Annotated in this window: 11 protein-coding genes and 1 riboswitch; of the genes, 7 read left to right on the top strand and 4 right to left on the bottom strand. The window is 71.6% G+C overall.

Annotation, left to right across the window (positions count from 1 at the left end; genetic code table 11):
- Window position 1: 1 nt before the first annotated feature.
- From ACFVWD_RS18915 to ACFVWD_RS18905, 3 genes are all read left to right on the top strand, one after another.
- Window positions 2-382: a DUF742 domain-containing protein gene (locus ACFVWD_RS18915; protein ID WP_389597403.1), complete on the top strand. Its 381-nt coding sequence runs from the start codon at window positions 2-4 to the stop codon at window positions 380-382.
- 253 nt (window positions 383-635) lie between these two features.
- The gene (locus tag ACFVWD_RS18910; RefSeq protein ID WP_168507226.1) at window positions 636-1,424 is read left to right on the top strand and encodes a carbon-nitrogen hydrolase family protein; all 789 of its coding nucleotides are present in this window, start codon (window positions 636-638) and stop codon (window positions 1,422-1,424) included.
- Window positions 1,425-1,485: 61 nt separating this feature from the next.
- Window positions 1,486-3,180 (top strand): flavin monoamine oxidase family protein, encoded by a 1,695-nt coding sequence (locus ACFVWD_RS18905; RefSeq protein WP_389597401.1) that lies wholly within the window; start codon window positions 1,486-1,488, stop codon window positions 3,178-3,180.
- A 74-nt stretch (window positions 3,181-3,254) separates the two neighbouring features.
- Here ACFVWD_RS18905 and ACFVWD_RS18900 read toward each other — a convergent pair whose 3' ends face one another.
- A complete protein-coding gene (locus ACFVWD_RS18900; RefSeq protein ID WP_389597400.1) occupies window positions 3,255-4,187 on the bottom strand; it encodes a TIGR03619 family F420-dependent LLM class oxidoreductase in 933 nt (310 codons plus the stop codon).
- Window positions 4,188-4,245: 58 nt separating this feature from the next.
- Complete coding sequence (locus ACFVWD_RS18895; protein WP_097283883.1) at window positions 4,246-4,950, bottom strand: DUF5995 family protein; 705 nt, start codon at window positions 4,948-4,950, stop codon at window positions 4,246-4,248.
- A gap of 214 nt (window positions 4,951-5,164) precedes the next feature.
- On the opposite strand from ACFVWD_RS18895, the gene ACFVWD_RS18890 reads away from it, so the two are divergent.
- Window positions 5,165-6,283, top strand: a complete 1,119-nt coding sequence (locus ACFVWD_RS18890; RefSeq protein WP_389597456.1) for a glycoside hydrolase family 6 protein — start codon at window positions 5,165-5,167, stop codon at window positions 6,281-6,283.
- Here the strand turns inward: ACFVWD_RS18890 and ACFVWD_RS18885 are convergent.
- Window positions 6,265-7,659: a uracil-xanthine permease family protein gene (locus ACFVWD_RS18885; protein ID WP_389597398.1), complete on the bottom strand. Its 1,395-nt coding sequence runs from the start codon at window positions 7,657-7,659 to the stop codon at window positions 6,265-6,267. The two genes, ACFVWD_RS18890 and ACFVWD_RS18885, sit on opposite strands and share 19 nt — an antisense overlap.
- Before the next feature lie 121 nt (window positions 7,660-7,780).
- Between ACFVWD_RS18885 and ACFVWD_RS18880 the strand changes: the two genes are divergently transcribed.
- Both ACFVWD_RS18880 and ACFVWD_RS18875 read left to right on the top strand, forming a co-directional pair.
- Window positions 7,781-9,046, top strand: coding sequence for an alginate lyase family protein (locus tag ACFVWD_RS18880; protein WP_389597397.1), 1,266 nt, complete (start codon window positions 7,781-7,783; stop codon window positions 9,044-9,046).
- A 99-nt stretch (window positions 9,047-9,145) separates the two neighbouring features.
- Entirely contained in the window at window positions 9,146-9,607 is a 462-nt protein-coding gene (locus ACFVWD_RS18875; protein WP_389597396.1) for an acyl-CoA thioesterase, read from the top strand.
- On the opposite strand, the gene ACFVWD_RS18870 is transcribed toward ACFVWD_RS18875, so the two are convergent.
- Complete coding sequence (locus ACFVWD_RS18870; RefSeq protein ID WP_389597455.1) at window positions 9,567-10,769, bottom strand: MFS transporter; 1,203 nt, start codon at window positions 10,767-10,769, stop codon at window positions 9,567-9,569. The genes ACFVWD_RS18875 and ACFVWD_RS18870 overlap by 41 nt on opposite strands.
- A 129-nt stretch (window positions 10,770-10,898) precedes the next feature.
- Here ACFVWD_RS18870 and ACFVWD_RS18865 point away from each other — a divergent pair, with 129 nt between their 5' ends.
- Window positions 10,899-12,128 carry an ROK family transcriptional regulator gene (locus ACFVWD_RS18865; RefSeq protein WP_389597394.1) on the top strand — a complete coding sequence of 410 codons (1,230 nt, stop codon included), beginning with the start codon at window positions 10,899-10,901 and terminating at the stop codon, window positions 12,126-12,128.
- A 316-nt stretch (window positions 12,129-12,444) separates the two neighbouring features.
- A riboswitch (FMN riboswitch) is annotated at window positions 12,445-12,575 on the top strand.
- The last annotated feature ends 43 nt before the right edge of the window (window positions 12,576-12,618 follow it).

Below are 12,618 nucleotides of genomic sequence, written 5' to 3'. Positions count from 1 at the left end.
CGTGACCGACGACCACTGGTACGAGGACGAGACCGGGTCGATGGTGCGGCCCTACACCGTGACACGGGGCCGGACCCGGCCCTCGGACCAGCACACGATCGATCTGATGTCGCGGGTCATCGCCCTCAGGACGGACGAGGGCCGGCCGGGTGTCGACCACGCCGGCGCCGCCCTGCTCGCCCTCGTGCGCCACGGACCCCGGCCGGTCGTCGAGCTCGCCGCCGACGCCGACCTGCCCCTGACCGTCGTACGCGTGCTGCTCGGCGATCTGGCCGAGGCCGGTCTCGTACGCATCGACGCGCCGCGGCGGCCGGATCAGGGCGGCCCGGCGGCCGACCCCGAGCTGTTGCGCGAGATCGTGGAGCGCCTGCGCGCGCTGTGAGAACCGGACGCGGGCCGTGCGGCCGGGACGGCTCGGCACGGCGAGCTCGCGACGGCTCGTCACGGCGTCTGTGACCTGCGCCTCAGCGGGTTTCGGGCCCCGTCCGAGGGTGCGCAACGAATCGCCGCCGGAGGCCGGGCGCACGCAACGATTCGTCCACCGGCGCGCAACGGCTCCGCCTTGTCCCCCCGAGCCCCCCGCCCGTACCGTCTAGACAGCCCCCGATACCCCTCCGTACCCGTGAGGACCACGCATGCGCACAGCCCTGCTCCAGAGCTCCGGCCGCCCCGGCTCGGTCGTCGAGAACCTGAAGGTCCTCGACGAGGCCGCGGGCCGTGCCGCCGCTGCCGGTGCCGGGCTCGTGGCGGCGCCGGAGATGTTCCTCACTGGGTACGCGATCGGCGACGACATCGCCCGCCTCGCCGACCCGGCCGACGGCGCCTGCGCGGACGCGATCGCCGAGATCGCCACCCGCCACGGCGTCGCCGTCGTCTACGGCTACCCCGAGCGCGAGGGCGAGACGGTCTACAACTCCGCGCAGCTCATCTCCGCCGACGGCACCCGCCTCGCGAACTACCGCAAGACCCACCTCTTCGGCTGCTTCGAGCGCGACCACTTCACGCCCGGCGAGCAGCCCGTCGTCCAGGCGGAGCTGAACGGCCTCCGCGTCGGCCTCATGATCTGCTACGACGTCGAGTTCCCGGAGAACGTCCGGGCGCACGCCCTCGCCGGCACCGACCTCCTCGTCGTGCCGACGGCGCAGATGCACCCCTTCCAGTTCGTCGCCGAGTCCGTCGTCCCGGTGCGCGCCTTCGAGAACCAGATGTACGTCGCGTACGTCAACCGGGTCGGCCCGGAAGGCGAGTTCGAGTTCGTCGGACTGTCCACGCTGGCCGGTCCCGACGGGATCGCCCGTACCCGGGCCGGACGCGGTGAGGAACTCGTCCTCGCCGACGCCGACCCCGACTTCCTCGCGGCCTCGCGCGAGGCGAACCCGTATCTGAAGGACCGCCGCCCCGGCCTCTACGGGTCGCTCGTCTGACATCCGGCCGCTCCCCCCGGCGCCTCCCCTCACCAGCTTTCCCGCAAGGAGTCCGTACCCCATGACGTCCACGGTGCCCACCGCCGTCCAGCACGCCGACGTGCAGCAGCCGCCGATCACCATGTTCGGCCCGGACTTCCCGTACGCGTACGACGACTTCCTCGCCCACCCGGCGGGCCTCGGCCAGATACCCGCGACCGAGCACGGCACCGAGGTCGCGGTCATCGGCGGCGGCCTGTCCGGCATCGTGGCGGCCTACGAGCTGATGAAGATGGGCCTCAAGCCCGTCGTCTACGAGGCCGACGAGATCGGCGGTCGCCTGCGGACCGTGGGCTTCGAGGGGTGCGACCCCTCGCTCACCGCCGAGATGGGCGCCATGCGCTTCCCGCCCTCCTCCACCGCCCTCCAGCACTACATCGACCTGGTGGGTCTGGAGACCCGGCCGTTCCCCAACCCCCTCGCGGAGTCCACGCCCTCGACGGTCGTCGACCTCAAGGGCGAGTCGCACTACGCGACCACCGTCGACGACCTGCCGCAGGTCTACCGCGACGTCATGAACGCCTGGAACGCCTGTCTCGAAGAGGGCGCCGACTTCTCCGACATGAACCAGGCCATGCGTGAGCGCGATGTGCCGCGCATCCGCGAGATCTGGGCGAAGCTCGTCGAGAAGCTCGACAACCAGACCTTCTACGGCTTCCTCTGCGACTCGGACTCCTTCAAGTCCTTCCGGCACCGTGAGATCTTCGGCCAGGTCGGCTTCGGCACGGGCGGCTGGGACACCGACTTCCCGAACTCGATCCTCGAGATCCTGCGCGTCGTCTACACCGAGGCCGACGACCACCACCGCGGTATCGTCGGCGGCTCCCAGCAGCTGCCGCTGCGCCTGTGGGAGCGCGAGCCGCAGAAGATCGTGCACTGGGCCTACGGCACCTCGCTCGCGAAGCTGCACGACGGCGCCCCGCGCCCGGCCGTGACCCGGCTGCACCGCACCGCGGGCAACCGGATCACCGTCACCGACGCGAACGGCGACATCCGCACCTTCAAGGCGGCGATCTTCACCGCCCAGTCCTGGATGCTGCTCTCCAAGATCGCCTGCGACGACTCGCTCTTCCCGATCGACCACTGGACGGCGATGGAGCGGACCCACTACATGGAGAGCTCCAAGCTCTTCGTGCCGGTCGACCGACCTTTCTGGCTGGACAAGGACGAGGAGACCGGGCGGGACGTCATGTCGATGACGCTCACCGACCGCATGACCCGCGGCACCTACCTCCTCGACGAGGGCCCGGACAAGCCCGCCGTCATCTGCCTCTCGTACACGTGGTGCGACGACAGCCTGAAGTGGCTGCCGCTGTCCGCGAACGAGCGGATGGAGGTCATGCTGAAGTCGCTCGGCGAGATCTACCCGAAGGTCGACATCAGGAAGCACATCATCGGCAACCCGGTGACCGTGTCCTGGGAGAACGAGCCCTACTTCATGGGCGCGTTCAAGGCCAACCTGCCCGGCCACTACCGCTACCAGCGCCGCCTGTTCACGCACTTCATGCAGGACGCGCTGCCCGAGGACAAGCGGGGCATCTTCCTCGCCGGCGACGACATCTCCTGGACGGCCGGCTGGGCCGAGGGCGCCGTGCAGACCGCGCTGAACGCGGTCTGGGGCGTCATGCACCAGCTGGGCGGGGTGACCGACCCGACCAACCCCGGGCCCGGCGACGTCTACGAAGACATCGCGCCGGTGGAACTGCCCGAGGACTAGGACCTGTCCGGCCGATCCTGCGACTTGATCGGCCGGACAGGTCCTGGCCGGGCCGGCCTTCGTGGGCCGGCCGGTCAGATTCCGGCCGCCCGCGCCGCCGTGTACACCTCGGCGGCCAGGTCCTTGAGCTCCTCGGCGTCCCGCGGGCCGTCCTGGAGGTCGACGAAGTACTCGTCGAGGCCGATCTCGGCGTAGGGCACCAGGTCCGACACGATCTGGTCGACGTTGCCCTGGAAGGGCTGGCGGTCCGTGCCGTCGTAGGCCTTGGCGGAGTAGCGCGCGTTGATGCGCGCCACCGACTGGATCGGCTCGGTGCGCCCGCGCTCGGCCGCGAAGTCCTGCACCTGCCGCCACTGGGCGGCGAGTTGGTCGGCGCCCCCCTGGGCGACGGGCTGCCAGCCGTCGCCGCGGTCCACGAGCCGGGTCAGCGCCTTCTTGCTGAAGGCGGGCAGCAGGATCGGGATCGGCCGGGCCGGTTTCGGGGCGACCACAGCCGACTCGATTTTGGTCAGGCGGCCCTCGTACGACACCGGGTCCGGGCCCCACACCGCGCGGCACACGTCGAGGACCTCGTCCAGGACCTGGCCCCGCTCCTCGAACGGCGCCACGCCCGCCGCGGCGTACTCGTCGAGCGACCAGCCGGTACCGAGGCCGGCCACGACCCGGCCGCCGCTCGCCGCGTCCAGTGTGGCCAGGGCCCTGGCCAGCTGGAACGGGCCGTGCAACGGGGCGACCAGGACGCTGGTGCCGAGCCTCGCCCGCCGTGTGGCCGCCGCGGCCAGCGTCAGGGTCACCAGCGGCTCGGCGACGCCGCGGTACGTGTCGGGCCAGGGCAGGTTCGGGACGCCGTACAGCCCCTGCGTGGCAGGGTCCGGGAACAGGGCGCGCTCGAACACCCACAGACTCTCGTAGCCGATCTCCTCAGCAGTGCGCGCCACGTCCGGGACGTCACGACCGATGTCGAACTGGCGTGTTTGAGGAAGACTCAGACCCAGCCGAGCAGCCATGCTTGTGCTCCTTCGCATTCGGCATTTGAATCGTGAACGTATCGCGTACGAGGGTGAGTTACGTGCCGTACGCGGTGATATGGCCGGATCGGTCCCCCAGGGGCGTGAGCAGCATCCGGCCCGCCAGACCGACCGCGGCGCCGAGCCGGTCGGCGAACTCCTCGGCGAGGTCGGGGAGTCCGCGCAGCGCCCACAGGGCCCGCGCCGCCGACCAGGCCGCGTCGCGGGCCCTCTCCAGGCTCCACGAGCCGAGCAGATGGGTGAGCGGATCGGCGATCTGGAGGAGGTCGGGGCCCGGCATCAGATCTTCGCGGACGCGCTCCTCCAGCGAGACGAGGAGGTCACCCACGCGCTCGAACTCGTCCTCCAGGTCGGCTGGTTCGCAGCGGAGCGTACGACAGGTGTCCACGACGGCGAGCGCCAGATCGTGTCCGATGTGCGCGTTGATGCCCGCGAGCGCGAACTGCAGCGGGCGTACTCCGGGATGGCGCCGGAACTGGAACAGCGGGCGCCAGCAGGCGGGCGGGGAGCCCTCCTCGGCCACGCGCAGATAGCGCTCTGCGAAACGTACATCCAGCGTGACCGCGGCCTCGCCGTCCGGGAATTCCCCCGCGTCCAGGCGCCGTTCGACCTCCTCCGTGACGGTGAGGTAGACGCGGTTGAAGACCGCGATTCCGTCCCGCTCCGGCAGGGTCGCCGCCAGGGTGCGCATCCGGGAGGCGATGGCGTCCACGGGGGTGGTGAACTGTTCCAACTGCGTCATGGGGGAAGGTTCCCAGTCCTAGGCTGACCGGAGTTGCCGCCTGGCCGGGCGCATCCCCAGAACGAGGGAAAACGCCCGTGTCGGGAGGAGCGGATGTGGCCGGGAGCGGCGGAAACGTGGTGGGAACCGGGGGGAGCGGTACGTGTCAGGCTTACGTGCGCAGCGTCTGGCCGCACGCAGGGCCGAGCGCAGGCGCGCGGTCCGGCGCGCCGCCATGGTCGCGGCGGCCGCGGTGGTCGTGGCGGTCGGCGCGGTGACGGGGATGATGTCCGCCCTCGACCGCGAGCGCCCCTCCGACGACGCCCAACCGCTGGTGACCCGCTCGCCCGGCCTCCGGCCGGGGCCCGCCGTACCGACTCCCTCCCCGGCCAGGACCTCCGCCGCGCCGTCCCCGTCCTCGCACTCCCCGTCCCCGAAGCCGAGCCCGACGCCCTCCCCGAGCAGGAAGGAGCCGAAGTCCGTGGCCGCCCCCGCCCTGCTCTACAACCACCCCGACTCCCAGGTCCTGGCCTGGGTCGCGTCGCACCCCGGCGACCACCGGCGTGCGGTCATCGAGTCCCGGATCGCCGACCGCCCGGCCGCCGTCTGGTTCGCCGACTTCACGCCCGCCACCATCACCGCGCGGGTCAGGGCGGTGACCGCGGGCGCCGCCGCCGAGGGCCGAGTCCCGGTCGTCGTGCCGTACGCCATCCCGCAGCGCGACTGCGGCGGGGCCTCGCAGGGCGGCGCGCCCGACCTGGCCGCGTACGACGGCTGGATCGACGACTTCGCGGCGGGCCTGGGCGATGACGAGGTCATCGTCATCCTGGAACCCGACTCGGTCGCCCAGGCCGGTTGCCTCCCCGCGGCCGACCGGGCCGCCCGCTTCGCCTCGCTGGCCCGCGCCGGCCGCGTCCTCAAGGCCGCCGACCCCCGGGCCCGCGTCTACTACGACGCCGGCCACTCCGCCTGGAACCCGGCCGCCGAACAAGCCGCGCTCCTCGAACGGGCGGGCGCCGCCTCGGCCGCCTCCTCCGACGGCGTCTTCACCAACGTGTCCAACTTCCACCGTACGAGCGACGAGATCGCGTACGCCCGGCGGGTGCTGTCCGCGCTGGGCGGCCCCGCGAGCCTGGGCGCCGTCATCGACACCAGCCGCAACGGCAACGGGGCCCCGGCCGACGGGGAGTGGTGCGATCCGGCGGGCCGGAAGATCGGCCGGGCGCCGACCCTGAACACCGGGGAGGCCGGGATCGACGCCTATCTGTGGGTGAAGCTGCCGGGGGAGTCGGACGGGTGCAAGGGCACGCCGGGGACCTTCTCGGCGGAGTACGCCTATGAGCTGGCGCGCTGATCGTCCGGCTCGTCGTACGAGGATGTGCCGGAGTCCAGCAGCGCCCCCCCGGTCTTCAGGTGGGCCGGGGCCATCGCCCGCAGCGCGTGGTACCCGGTGATCACGACGAGCGTGCCGAGCGCGATGCCGCTGAGCGAGAAGTTGTCCGTGAACTTCAGGGAGACACCGCCGACGCCGATGATGATGCCCGCGGCGGCCGGCACCAGGTTCAGCGGATTGCGCAGGTCGACCCGGGCGTTGAGCCAGATCTGGGCGCCGAGCAGGCCGATCATGCCGTACAGGATGACGGTGATGCCGCCGAGCACGCCGCCCGGGATCGCGGCCACGATCGCGCCGAACTTGGGGCAGACGCCGAAGAGGAGGGCGAAGCCCGCGGCGGCCCAGTAGGCCGCCGTGGAGTAGACCCGGGTCGCGGCCATCACGCCGATGTTCTCGGAGTACGTGGTGTTGGGCGGCCCGCCGACCGCCGTGGAGAGCATCGAGGCGACGCCGTCCGCGGAGATCGCGGTGCCCAGCTCGTCGTCCAGCGGATCGCCGGTCATCTCGCCGACGGCCTTGACGTGCCCCGCGTTCTCGGCGACCAGCGCGATCACGACCGGCAGCGCGACGAGGATCGCCGACCACTGGAAGGACGGGCCGTGGAAGGACGGCAGCCCGATCCAGTCCGCCTTGCCGACGCCGGAGAGGTTCAGCCGCCAGTGGTCGGTGAGCTTGCCGCTCGCGTCCACCGAGTGGATCTTTCCGAAGATCCGGTCGAAGACCCAGGAGATCGCGTACCCGAAGACCAGGCCCAGGAAGATCGCGATCCGTGACCAGAAACCGCGCAGGCAGACGACGGACATACCGGTGAGCAGCATGGTGAGCAGGGCCGTCCACTGGTCCTGTGGCCAGTACGTGGACGCCGTCACCGGCGCCAGGTTGAAGCCGATCAGCATGACGACCGCGCCCGTGACGATCGGTGGCATCGCGGCATGGATGATCCGCGCACCGAACCGCTGCACGGCCAGGCCCACCAGGAACAGCGCGACGCCGACGACGAACACCGCGCCCGTCACCGTGGCGCTGGTGCCGCCCTGCGCGCGGATCACCGCTGCGACGCCCACGAAGGAGAGCGAACAGCCGAGGTAGCTGGGCACCCGGCCGCGGGTGGCGAGCAGGAAGATGACCGTCGCGAAGCCGGACATCATGATCGCGAGGTTCGGGTTCAGACCCATGAGCACGGGTGCCACGAACGACGCCCCGAACATCGCCACCACGTGCTGGGCGCCGAGCCCGATCGTGCGCGGCCACGAGAGGCGTTCATCGGGTCGGACAACCGCTCCGGGCGCGGGCGTCCGCCCGTCGCCGTGCAGTTTCCAGCGCACGCCGAGGTCCATGGTGAGTTTCGCTTTCTTCGTACGTGAAACTTTGTCCGGACCATTGTCACGGGTACCTGGCGGTTCTACGCTCGCACGGTCTTACTCATGAACTGCGTTCATATGTCTGATCGGAGGCTTGATGAGTGCAAGACCCCGTCTGGCTGTCCTCCTCGCCGCAGTGGCCACCTTCGCGGCGGTCGTCGTCCCCTCCGCCTCGGCCCACGCGGCGCCCAAGGCCCCCCGGACCGCCGTCCTCGACGGCACCCGGCTCCAGCAGACCCGACTCCGCCTCGACCGCGGAGATCCCCAACTGAAGCGCACGCTCAAGGGCTTGACGGCCCGCGCCGACAACTGGCTGACCCAGGGCCCCTGGACGGTCGTCGACAAGCCCAAGCCCGCCCCCGGCGGCGACGTCCACGACTACCTGAGCCAGGCCCCGTACTGGTGGCCCTCCCAGCCGAAGACCGCCGACAACCCCTGGGGCTGCCCGTACGTCCAGCGTGACGGCCAGCGCAACCCCGAGGTCGACACCGGCACCGACCGCCAGGACGTCGAGAAGGTCTTCGACTTGACGTACGACCTCGCGCTCGCCTGGTACTACACCGGCAGGAAGCAGTACGCCGAGAAGGCCGCCACCGTCCTGCGCACCTGGTTCCTCGCCCCGGCCACCCGGATGAACCCGAACCTCGACCACGGGCAGTTCATCCCCTGCAAGTACGACGGCCGGGCCATCGGCATCATCGACTTCTCGCAGTCCTACACCAGCGTCCTGGACGCGATCGCGATCCTGGAGACGGGCGCCCCCGGCTGGTCGAAGAGCGACCGCACCGCCATGCGCGCCTGGAACACCGACTTCCGCGACTGGCTGGAGAACAGCGCCTTCGGCGGCGAGGAGGGCGCCGCCGAGAACAACCACGGCACCTTCTACGACATGCAGCTCGCCGCCCTGGCGTACGCGACCGGCGACGAGGACCTCGCCCGCCGGACCGTCCTCGGCGCGGAGTCCAAGCGGATCGACCCGCAGGTCGCCGCGGACGGCAGCCAGCCCCAGGAGCTCACCCGCACCCGCAGCTGGCACTACTCGACCTTCGACCTCGTCGCCTACACCCGCCTCGCGGCCATCGGCCGGCACGTCGGCGTGAACCTGTGGCGGTACACGGGGCCGGACGGCCAGACCCTGGCCAAGGCGGTCGACTATCTGCTGCCCGCCGCGACGGGCGCCGCGCCGTGGCCCCACCCGGAACTGGAGTTCCACCGCTACGCGGCGAGCGACATCGTGCACGCGGCGGCCGACGCGGGGGACCGGGCGGCCCGGGCCGCGGTGCCGGAACTCGAGACACCGCCCGGCGGCGACCTGTGGGCGCTGCGGCCCGCCGCCGAGCAGCTGGACTCGATCGCCGGCTGACCGGAGGGCGTACGAACACCCTGATCAGGGGCTCCTGAGCGGCCGCTTAGGATGGGGGTGTCCCCACCGTCCCCACCGGCACCCTCAGGAGCCCCGCCCGTGACCGCCGAAGCCCCCGCCGCCCCCGCCCTCTCCTACGGGCGGCTCCTCCCCGTCACCGTCCACTTCGACGACCTGGACGCACTCGGGCTGCTCCACAACGCCCGCTACCCGGTCATGGTCGAACGCGCCTGGACGGCCCTCTGGAACGACCAGGGCTTCCTGGCCTACGAGGGCGACTGGGAGGCGGCGGGTGACTTCTGCAACGCCGTCAAGGAACTGCGGATCAGCTACGAGGCCCCGATCAACCGCCCCGGCGGGTACGCCGTCCACCTCTGGCTGGAACGCCTGGGGAACACCGGACTGACGTACGGCTTCCGCTTCTGCTCGGCCGACGGCGCGTTCACGTACGCGCACGGGACGCGGGTCCTCGTCCGGCTCGACGCCGCGACGCTGCGTCCCACGCCCTGGAGCGACCGCTTCAGGGCCGTGGGCCGGGAACTGCTGCGTTCGCAGGACTGACCTTGGGCCGGTCGCGCTCGCCCGCGCGCAGCACCCCCGCGAACGCGGCAAGGCCGCACGCCAGCACCGTGACCAGCCCGAACGACACCACCAGGCTCGTCGCCTGCGCCAGCGTGCCGATCGCGCTCGGCGCGACCAGGCCGGAGGTGTACGTGATGGTGGCGACGCCCGCGATGGCCTGACTCGGGTTGGGGCCGCTGTGCCCCGCCGCCGCGAAGCAGAGCGGGACGACGACCGCGATGCCGAGACCCATCAGGGCGAAGCCGCTCATCGCCACGGCGGGGTGGTTCGCGACGACGACGAGCAGGCCGCCGAGCACGGCAAGACCGCCGCCGGCCCGCACCGTGCGCACCGCGCCGAACCGGTTGACCACCGCGTCGCCCACGATCCGGGCCAGCGCCATGGTCAGCATGAATCCGGTCGTCGACGCCGCCGCCAGACCGGCCGAGCTGCCCAGCTCGTCCTTCAGATAGACCGCCGACCAGTCCAGACTGGCGCCCTCCGCGAACACCGCGCAGAAGCCGACCGCGCCGATGAGCAGGGCGGACTTGGGCGGCAGCGCGAAGCGCGGCGGCGGGGCCTCGTCCTCGGTCGGTCGCAGGTCCAGCACCCATCGGCAGGCGGTGAGGCCCAGGACCGTCAGGACCCCGGCCGCCAGCGCGTGGTGCAGGCGCGCGTCCGAGCCGAGGTGCGCGGCGAGGGTGCCACCGGCCGAGCCGACCAGGGCTCCCGCGCTCCACATGCCGTGCAGTCCCGACATGATCGACTTGCCGAGGCGGCTCTCGATCTCGACGCCGAGCGCGTTCATCGCCACGTCCGCCATGCCCGCCGAGGCGCCGTAGACGAAGAGGGCCGGGCACAGCGTGTAGATGTTCGGCGCGAGGGACGGGAGGATCAGCGACAGCGTCCACAGGGACATCAGCCCGCGCAGCGCGCTGCGGGCGCCGAAGCGGTGGCTGATCCGGCCCGCCAGCGGCATCGCGACGGAGGCCCCGATCGCCGGGAACGCGAGGGCCAGTCCGAGCTGGCCGGTGCTGACGGACGCGTGGTCCTGGATCCAGGGGACACGGGTCGCGAACGAGCCCGTCACCGCTCCGTGCACCGCGAAGACGGCTGCCACGGCGTACCGCGCCCGCTTCACCTCGCGCAGGTCGTAGACCATGTAACCCATCTTTCCCGCCCCTCCAGGCTCTGCTTCCCGCGCTGCCGCCGTAAACTATCAGGAACCCTGCCTGATAGATAGGTGGTTTACTGGCCGCCGACCGAGCGACCGATCTGGGAGGATCCCGGCATGCCCGCATCACCGAGCACCGCCCGGGCCATCAACGACCGCCTCGCCCTGCGCTTGCTCCAGCAGGAAGGCGCCCTGACGGCAGGGCAGTTGAAGCAGCTCACCGGACTGTCCCGGCCCACCGTCGCCGACCTCGTCGAGCGCCTCGCGGCCGCCGGACTGATCGAGGTGGTGGGGGAGTCAGGGGAGCAGCGCCGAGGCCCCAACGCCCGTCTGTACGGGATCGTCGCCGACCGGGCCCATCTCGCCGCCCTCGACGTGCGTACCGAGGGCGTCTCGGTCGTCGTCTCCGACCTCCTCGGCAGGGAACTGGCCCGGGCGTCGGTGCCGATCGCGGACGACACCGGTACCGGGCCCGCCGTCGAGCAGGCGGTCACACTGGTCGAACGCGCGGCCAAGGAGGCCGGGGCGGATCGCCTGCACACGGTCGGCGTCGGCGCCCCCGGCCTCATCGACCCCGCCACCGGCGAACTCCGCGACTCCTCCGGCCTCCCCGAGTGGCACCGCCGCCTGGTCGCCGCCCTCCAGGAACGGCTGCCCGCCCGTGTGATCGTCGAGAACGAGACGAACCTCGCCGCCCTCGCGGAACAGCGTGACGGTGTCGCCCGCGACCGCGACACGTTCGTCCTGCTCTGGCTCGGCCACGGCACCGGTGCGGCCGTCGTCCTCGACGGAAGACTCCGTCGTGGTGCGTCCGGCGGAACGGGCGAGATCGGCTTCCTGCCGGTACCGGGCACGACGACGCTGCCCTCGGCGACGGACTGCGAGGGCGGGTTCCACTCCCTGGCGGGGTCCGCCGCGATCGCGGAACTCGCGGCCGGCCACGGGTTGGTGGCGACAGCGGTGTCGCCCGGCGAACCGGAGGCGGCGACGCTGGTGAGGCAAGCGGTGGCGACCCTTCCCTCACCTTCCCCTGCCTCTTCCCCTTCCCCCGCCTCTTCTTCCTCCGGAGCCGACCGCTTCCTCTCCGCCCTCGCCGACCGTCTCGCCATCGGCGCGGCGTCCGTCGTGGCCGTTCTCGACCCCGGGTGCGTGGTGCTCGGCGGTGAGGTGGGGCAGGCGGGCGGGGAGGTGCTGGCCACGCGGGTCGGCGAGCGACTCGCCCGGATGTCCCCGCTACCGGTCGAGGTGCGCGCGAGCACGCTGGGCGGCGGTGCGGTACTCCGCGGAGCCCTCCTGACGTCCCGGGAATCAGCCCAGGACGACCTCTTCGCGCCGCGCTCCCGGTGATTCGATGCGGGCGCGCCCCGGATGGGGAGACCCGGCGGCGGGGCAAGGGCCTCCGTCACCGCCGCCGGGTCGCTCAAGGGGCGAGTGCGACACCTCGGCTTCGACAAACCATTGATCATGGACCTTAAGAGGACTAGACCAGGGCGGTCAATGGGTACGGACCAAGGGGCGATCGCGTCAAGCGTGAGGATTCCCGCAGGAGTTGACCTCCCGCGATTCGCCGGAGAAGTCCATCCGGACGACCTGTGAGGCACCCCACAGACGCTCGCCCGCATGGACGTGGATCAGACGTGGCACACTGATGCTGTACCAGAAGCAGCGCACTCCGGGGTCGGTGAAAGTCCGAACCGGCGGTTACAGTCCGCGACCCGGTCGCTTCCAGCGGCCGGTTGACCAGGTGAAATTCCTGGACCGACGGTTAAAGTCCGGATGGGAGGCAGTGCGCGGCGGGCGGGCATTCGTGCGCGCTGCCGTTTGTTTCGGCGCGTCC

This window comes from Streptomyces sp. NPDC058086, from assembly GCF_042885015.1.
In the GTDB taxonomy this organism is placed as follows: domain Bacteria; phylum Actinomycetota; class Actinomycetes; order Streptomycetales; family Streptomycetaceae; genus Streptomyces.
The sequence above is the reverse complement of the archived record's forward strand: the minus strand, read 5'-3'. Positions and strand labels throughout refer to the sequence as shown.

What these genes read in the sequence shown, in the direction of transcription:
- ACFVWD_RS18870 (WP_389597455.1), bottom strand. Translation starts at nt 10,769, where the DNA reads ATGGTCTACGACCTGCGCGAGGTGAAGCGGGCGCGGTACGCCGTGGCA.
- ACFVWD_RS18890 (WP_389597456.1), top strand. Translation starts at nt 5,165, where the DNA reads ATGGTCGCGGCGGCCGCGGTGGTCGTGGCGGTCGGCGCGGTGACGGGG.
- ACFVWD_RS18900 (WP_389597400.1), bottom strand. Translation starts at nt 4,187, where the DNA reads ATGGCTGCTCGGCTGGGTCTGAGTCTTCCTCAAACACGCCAGTTCGAC.
- ACFVWD_RS18880 (WP_389597397.1), top strand. Translation starts at nt 7,781, where the DNA reads ATGAGTGCAAGACCCCGTCTGGCTGTCCTCCTCGCCGCAGTGGCCACC.
- ACFVWD_RS18895 (WP_097283883.1), bottom strand. Translation starts at nt 4,950, where the DNA reads ATGACGCAGTTGGAACAGTTCACCACCCCCGTGGACGCCATCGCCTCC.
- ACFVWD_RS18865 (WP_389597394.1), top strand. Translation starts at nt 10,899, where the DNA reads ATGCCCGCATCACCGAGCACCGCCCGGGCCATCAACGACCGCCTCGCC.
- ACFVWD_RS18885 (WP_389597398.1), bottom strand. Translation starts at nt 7,659, where the DNA reads ATGGACCTCGGCGTGCGCTGGAAACTGCACGGCGACGGGCGGACGCCC.
- ACFVWD_RS18910 (WP_168507226.1), top strand. Translation starts at nt 636, where the DNA reads ATGCGCACAGCCCTGCTCCAGAGCTCCGGCCGCCCCGGCTCGGTCGTC.
- ACFVWD_RS18905 (WP_389597401.1), top strand. Translation starts at nt 1,486, where the DNA reads ATGACGTCCACGGTGCCCACCGCCGTCCAGCACGCCGACGTGCAGCAG.